The organism is Nocardia asiatica NBRC 100129 (assembly GCF_000308415.1).
GTDB classification, from domain to species: Bacteria; Actinomycetota; Actinomycetes; order Mycobacteriales; family Mycobacteriaceae; genus Nocardia; species Nocardia asiatica.
The window spans coordinates 1-5,519 of record NZ_BAFS01000257.1 but is presented as its reverse complement, the minus strand read 5'-3'; the positions used below and the strand labels follow the sequence as shown (position 1 = coordinate 5,519).

The 5,519-nt window shown below is 70.6% G+C and carries 4 protein-coding genes and 1 pseudogene; all 5 read right to left on the bottom strand.

The window, feature by feature from the left end:
- Window positions 1-934: AMP-binding protein (locus ON27_RS24895; protein WP_157227331.1), on the bottom strand; the 934-nt coding region annotated here is incomplete at its 3' end.
- A gap of 30 nt (window positions 935-964) precedes the next feature.
- Window positions 965-1,780, bottom strand: coding sequence for an HpcH/HpaI aldolase/citrate lyase family protein (locus ON27_RS24890; protein WP_043732723.1), 816 nt, complete (start codon window positions 1,778-1,780; stop codon window positions 965-967).
- A gap of 145 nt (window positions 1,781-1,925) precedes the next feature.
- Window positions 1,926-2,411 carry a MaoC family dehydratase gene (locus ON27_RS24885; protein WP_043732720.1) on the bottom strand — a complete coding sequence of 162 codons (486 nt, stop codon included), beginning with the start codon at window positions 2,409-2,411 and terminating at the stop codon, window positions 1,926-1,928.
- The gene (locus tag ON27_RS24880; RefSeq protein WP_043732717.1) at window positions 2,408-3,568 is read right to left on the bottom strand and encodes an acyl-CoA dehydrogenase family protein; all 1,161 of its coding nucleotides are present in this window, start codon (window positions 3,566-3,568) and stop codon (window positions 2,408-2,410) included. Before ON27_RS24880 ends, ON27_RS24885 begins: the two co-directional genes overlap by 4 nt.
- Window positions 3,565-5,519 (bottom strand): annotated as a pseudogene (locus ON27_RS24875) (acetyl/propionyl/methylcrotonyl-CoA carboxylase subunit alpha); the annotation flags it as partial. The gene ON27_RS24880 and the pseudogene ON27_RS24875, both read right to left, overlap by 4 nt.

The window sequence follows — 5,519 nt, the reverse complement described above, 5'->3', positions numbered from 1 at the left end:
TCATCCAGCTCGGGCTGGTGTACCAGAAGAAGGTGTCCTGCGGGCCGATGTCCGATTGCAGCGCGACGGCTTTCAGGTGCTCGAGCAGCACGCCGCCGTGGCCGTGCACGATGCCTTTGGGCAGGCCGGTAGTGCCGGAGGAGAACACGATCCACAGCGGATGGTCGAAGTCCACCGATTCGGTGGTGATCACCGGCGGCAGCGACTCGGTGCTGCTGATCGCCTCGTCCCACGAGGTCGCGTCCGGTACCGCCAGCCCCAGCCGGGAGACCGCGACGGTGCCCTTCAGCGAGTCCAACCCCGCTCGCAACGCGGCGATGTCCTCGCGCTTGTCGTGCTCCTTGCCGCCGAAACGGTAACCGTCGGCGGTGACCAGCACGGTCGGTTCCAGTTGCCCGAGCCGGTCCAGCGCGGCCTTCGGCGAGTAGTCCTGCCCGCAGGCGCTCCAGATCGCCCCGATGCTCGCGGTGGCCAGGAACGCGACCACCGCCTCCGGGATGTTCGGCAGATACCCGGCCACCCGGTCGCCGGGCCGCACCCCCAGCGCACGCAGCGTCTGCGCGAAAGCGGCTGTGTCGTCGATCAATTCGGCCCAGGACACGTCCCGAACCGGAGCGCCCTCGCTGACCGCCTTGATCGCGGGCCGGTCGGCGCGCAGCTGCCGGATCACCTGGTCCACATAGTTCAGCCGGGTGCCGGGAAACCATCGCGCCCCCGGCATCTCGGCGCTCGCCAGCACTTCCCCCGCGATGTCGCCGAGCTCGAAGTAGTCCCACAGCGCATGCCAGAATCCGGCGAGATCCTCGACCGACCACTGCCACAGCGCGTGATAGTCGCCCGCGCGCACCCCGGTGCGGTCGGCGACGAATCGCGCGAAGTCGGTGATCCTGGCCTCGGCGACATCCTGCTCGGTCGGCACCCACTGTGGTTGCATCACATTCCTCCTGGCTGTGGAACTCGGTGATCAGGCGCGCTCGGCGCGCCGCACGATCTGCTCGGCGTGCCGGAACACAGGGCCATCGACCATCCTGCCCTCGAGAGCGAAGACCCCGCGGTGCTTCGGAGCCTCCTCCAGCACACGCCTGGCCCACGCGAGTTCTTCTGCCGAGGGCGCGTAGGCGGCCCGCAGCACCGCCACCTGGCTGGGATGGATCGCGACCTTGGCGTCGAAGCCCACCGCGACCGCGTCCTCCGCTTCGGCGCGCAGGCCGTCCAGATCGCGAATATTCAGATACACCGAGTCCAGCGCGAATCTGCCGTACGCCTTGGCGGCCAGCAGCGTGGTGGATCGCACGTGCCGGGCCACGTCGCGATAGCTGCCGTCGGCGTGCCTGCTCGCGGTGCCGCCGAGCCCGGCCACCAGATCCTCCGCGCCCCACATGACGCCGATCGCGTTGCGCGCCGTCATCGCCTGGCCGACCGTGAGGGCGCCGAGCGGCGATTCGATCAGCGCGATCACCTCATGATCCGGCAGTGCCGTCACCTGCTCGGCCGACTCGCATTTCGGCAGCATCAGCCGCCGGTAAGCGGTGTCGGCGAGCGTCGCCAGATCGAGCGCGTGATCTTCGGTGCCCGCCGCGTTGACCCGCACCACCGTGGTCTCCGGGTCCAGCGGGGTCTCCAGCAGCGCCTCGCGCGCCGCCGCCTTGTCGGGCGCGGCCACGCCGTCCTCTAGATCGAGGATCACCACATCCGCGGCGGCAGCGGCCTTCGCGAAGCGCTCCGGGCGATCGGCCGGGCAGAACAACCAGGCCGGACCCGCCATCTGCCAGCCGCTCATGCTGTGTCCTGGGGGGCATGTGCGGGGCCCTGCGTGGTGACGCTGCGCTGCCGCCTCCGGGCCTGACCGCTCATGCTGTGTTGTTCGTCGGCATGTGCGGGGCCCTGCGTGGTGACGCTGCGCTGCCGCCTCCGGGCCTGACCGCTCATGCCGGGGCCGCCGGGGCTTTGCGGACCAGCGTCTTGCGGACGGCCGTGGCGATGACGTCGCCGTGCTGGTTGCGCCCGGTGTGCGCGAAGGTCACGATCCCCTCGCCCGGACGGCTCTTGGACTCGCGTTTGTCGGTGACCACGGTCTCGGCGTACATGGTGTCGCCGTGGAACACCGGCTTGGGGAACGTGACCTCGGAGAAGCCGAGATTGGCCACGATGGTGCCCTGGGTCAGCTGCGCCACCGACAGGCCGATCAGCGTGGACAGCGTGAACATCGAGTTCACCAGCCGCTGGTTGAACGGGGGCAGCCGATCGCTGAAAGCGGCGTCCAGGTGCAGCGCCTGGGTGTTCATCGTCAGCGTGGTGAACAGGACATTGTCCGCCTCGGTGATGGTGCGGCCGGGGCGGTGCTCGTAGACCACCTCGGTGTCGAACTCCTCGAACCACAGGCCGCGCTGCACGACCGCGCGCCGGGTCACAGGCCCAGCTCCCGTCCGATCAGCATGAGCTGCACCTCGGTGGTGCCCTCGCCGATCTCCAGGATCTTGCTGTCGCGATAGTGCCGGGCGACGGCGTATTCGTTCATGAAGCCGTAGCCGCCGAAGATCTGTGTCGCGTCGCGGGCGTTGTCCATGGCCGCCTCGCTGGCCACCAGCTTCGCGATGGAGGCTTGCTTCTTGAACGGCTTGCCCGCCAGCATCAGCGCCGCCGCGTCGTAGTAGGCGGTGCGGGCGGCATGCGCCCGCGCTTCCATCCTGGCGATCTTGAAAGCGATGGCTTGATTGCGGCCGATCGCCTGGCCGAACGCCTCGCGCTCCTTGGCATAGCGCACGCTCTCGTCCACACAGCCCTGCGCGGCCCCGACCGAGAGCGCGGCGATGGCGATGCGCCCCTCGTCGAGGATGCGCAGGAAGTTCGCGTAGCCGCGCCCGCGCTCGCCGAGCAGGTTCTCCTCCGGCACGCGCACGTCGGTGAAGCTGAGCGGATGGGTGTCGGAGGCGTTCCAGCCCACCTTGTTGTAGGCGGGCTCGGCGACGAAACCGGGAGTGTCGGTCGGCACCAGGATGGTGGAGATCTCCTTCTTGCCACCGGCTTGCCCGGTCACCGCGGTCACCGTGACGAGCACGGTGATGTCGGTGCCGGAGTTGGTGATGAACTGCTTGCTGCCGTTGATGATCCACTCGCCGCCGTCGGCGACGGCGGTGGTCCTGGTGCCGCCCGCGTCGCTGCCCGCGCCCGGTTCGGTGAGCCCGAACGCGGCGAGGTTGCGGCCGCTGGTCAGCTGCGGCAGCCATTCCTGCTTCTGCTTGTCGTCGCCGAAGCGGTAGATCGGCATCGCGCCCAGCGAGACACCCGCCTCCAGCGTGATCGCCACGCTCTGGTCCACCTTGCCCAGCTCCTCGAGCGCCAGGCACAGCGCGAAGTAGTCGCCGCCCATGCCGCCGTACTCCTCGGGGAACGGCAGGCCGAACAGGCCCATCTCGGCCATCCCCGCGACCACCTCGTACGGGAAGGTGTGGTTCGCGTCGTGCTCGGCCGCCACCGGCGCGACCACCGACCGTGCGAAGTCGCGCACGGTCAGCGCGAGATCCCGGTACTCCTCCGGCAGCGTGCCGGTGGACAGGAAGTCGGTCATGTGGGGATTCCTTCTCGTTCGGCGTGGTTCGTCTCGGCCCGCGCGACGACGCGCGCCAGCACTTGGTCCAGGCGCACCTGGGCGCCCGGCTCGACCAATAGTTCTACGGTTCCGGCGACCGGCGCGGTGAGCGAGTGCTCCATTTTCATCGCCTCGACGATGACCACCGGATCGCCCGCGGCGACGGCGGCGCCCGAAGCGACCGGTGCCGCGATCACCGAACCCGGCATGGGAGAGCGGATCTCGGCGTCGCCCACGTGCTCGTCACCGCCGCGCACGTTGACCTCGGCCACCTCGCGCAGCGCCGCGCCGCCGGACGGTCCGGCCACCCACAGCAGGCCGTCCTGCTCGGCGACCCGGTAGCTGCGGCGCAGGCCGTCCATGGTGAGGGTGAGCACGCCGGCGAACCGATCGGAGTCGCTGAACGACGCTCGCAGCGAACGGCTTTCGCTGTCGCCGACGCGCACCGCGCCGTCCTCGGGCGTGCCCGAGAGGTAGACGTGCTCGACCCGCTCGCCGCCCGCGAGCCGGATCGGTGTGGGCGCGTCGGCCCCGATCCGCCAGCCGGACGGGATTTCCCAGGGATCACGCGGCGCGGCCGGCCAGCGGCGCAGCCAATGCCAGGCCGCCGCGGCGGCGAATTCGTCGTCGCCGACGGCGGCGGGACGGAAGTCGGCCACCCGCCGGTCCAGCAGGTCGGTGTCCAGGCGGCCCTCGGCCACGTCCGGGTCGGCCAGCAGGAAGCGCAGGAATTCGATATTGCTGGTGACGCCGAGCAGCACGGTGTCGGCCAGCGCCCGATCCAGTCGCGCGAGCGCGGCGGCGCGGTCGCCGGCATGCGCGATGACCTTCGACAGCATCGGGTCGTAGTCGCTGCCGACGCGCGTGCCGATCCGCAGGCCCGAATCGACCCGCACGCCGTTGCCCTCGGGCTCGTCGAGGTCGAGCACGGTGCCGCCGGTGGGCAGGAAGCCGCGCCCGGGATCCTCGGCGTACACCCTGGCCTCGATCGCGTGCCCCACCATGCGGATGTCGTCCTGGGCCACCGCCAGCTTCTGCCCGGCCGCCACCCGGACCTGGCATTCCACCAGGTCCACGCCGGTGACCAGCTCGGTCACCGGATGCTCCACCTGCAGGCGGGTGTTCATCTCCATGAAGAAGAACTCGTCGGGCCGGTCGGCGGAGACGATGAACTCCACCGTGCCCGCGCCCACGTAGTCCACGCTGCGCGCGGTGTTGCAGGCGGCGGCGCCGATCCTGGCCCTGGTGGCCGCGTCCAGCAGCGGCGAGGGCGCCTCCTCGATCACCTTCTGGTGGCGGCGCTGCAGGCTGCATTCGCGCTCGCCCAGGTGCAGCACGTTGCCGAACTGGTCGGCGAGCACCTGCACCTCGATGTGCCGCGGCCGGGTGACGAACCGTTCCAGGAACAGCGTGTCGTCGCCGAACGCGGCGGCGGCTTCGCGCCGGGCGCTGCGCAGCGCCTCCGGCAGCCGCGCCGGATCGTCCACCCGCCGCATCCCCTTGCCGCCACCGCCCGCGGACGGCTTGACCAGGACCGGATAGCCGACTTCGGCGGCCGCGGCGATCAGTTCGTCGTCGGTCAGGCCGGGCGTGGCGATGCCGGGCACGACCGGGACGCCGAACGCGGCCACGGTGTTCTTCGCGGTGATCTTGTCGCCCATCACCTCGATGGCGCGCGCGGGCGGACCCAGGAAGACGATTCCCGCCTCGGCCAGCGCGGCGGCGAAAGCGGCGTTCTCCGAAAGGAATCCGTAACCGGGATGCACCGCTTGCGCGCCGGTGCGCACGGCGGCGGCCACCACCCGGTCGATCGCTAGGTAACTCTCCCGGGCGGGGCCGGGCCGAGGCGCACCGCCGCGTCGGCTTCGTGCACGTGGCGGGCGTCGGCGTCGGCGTCGCTGTAGACGGCCACCGAGCGGATGCCCAAGGC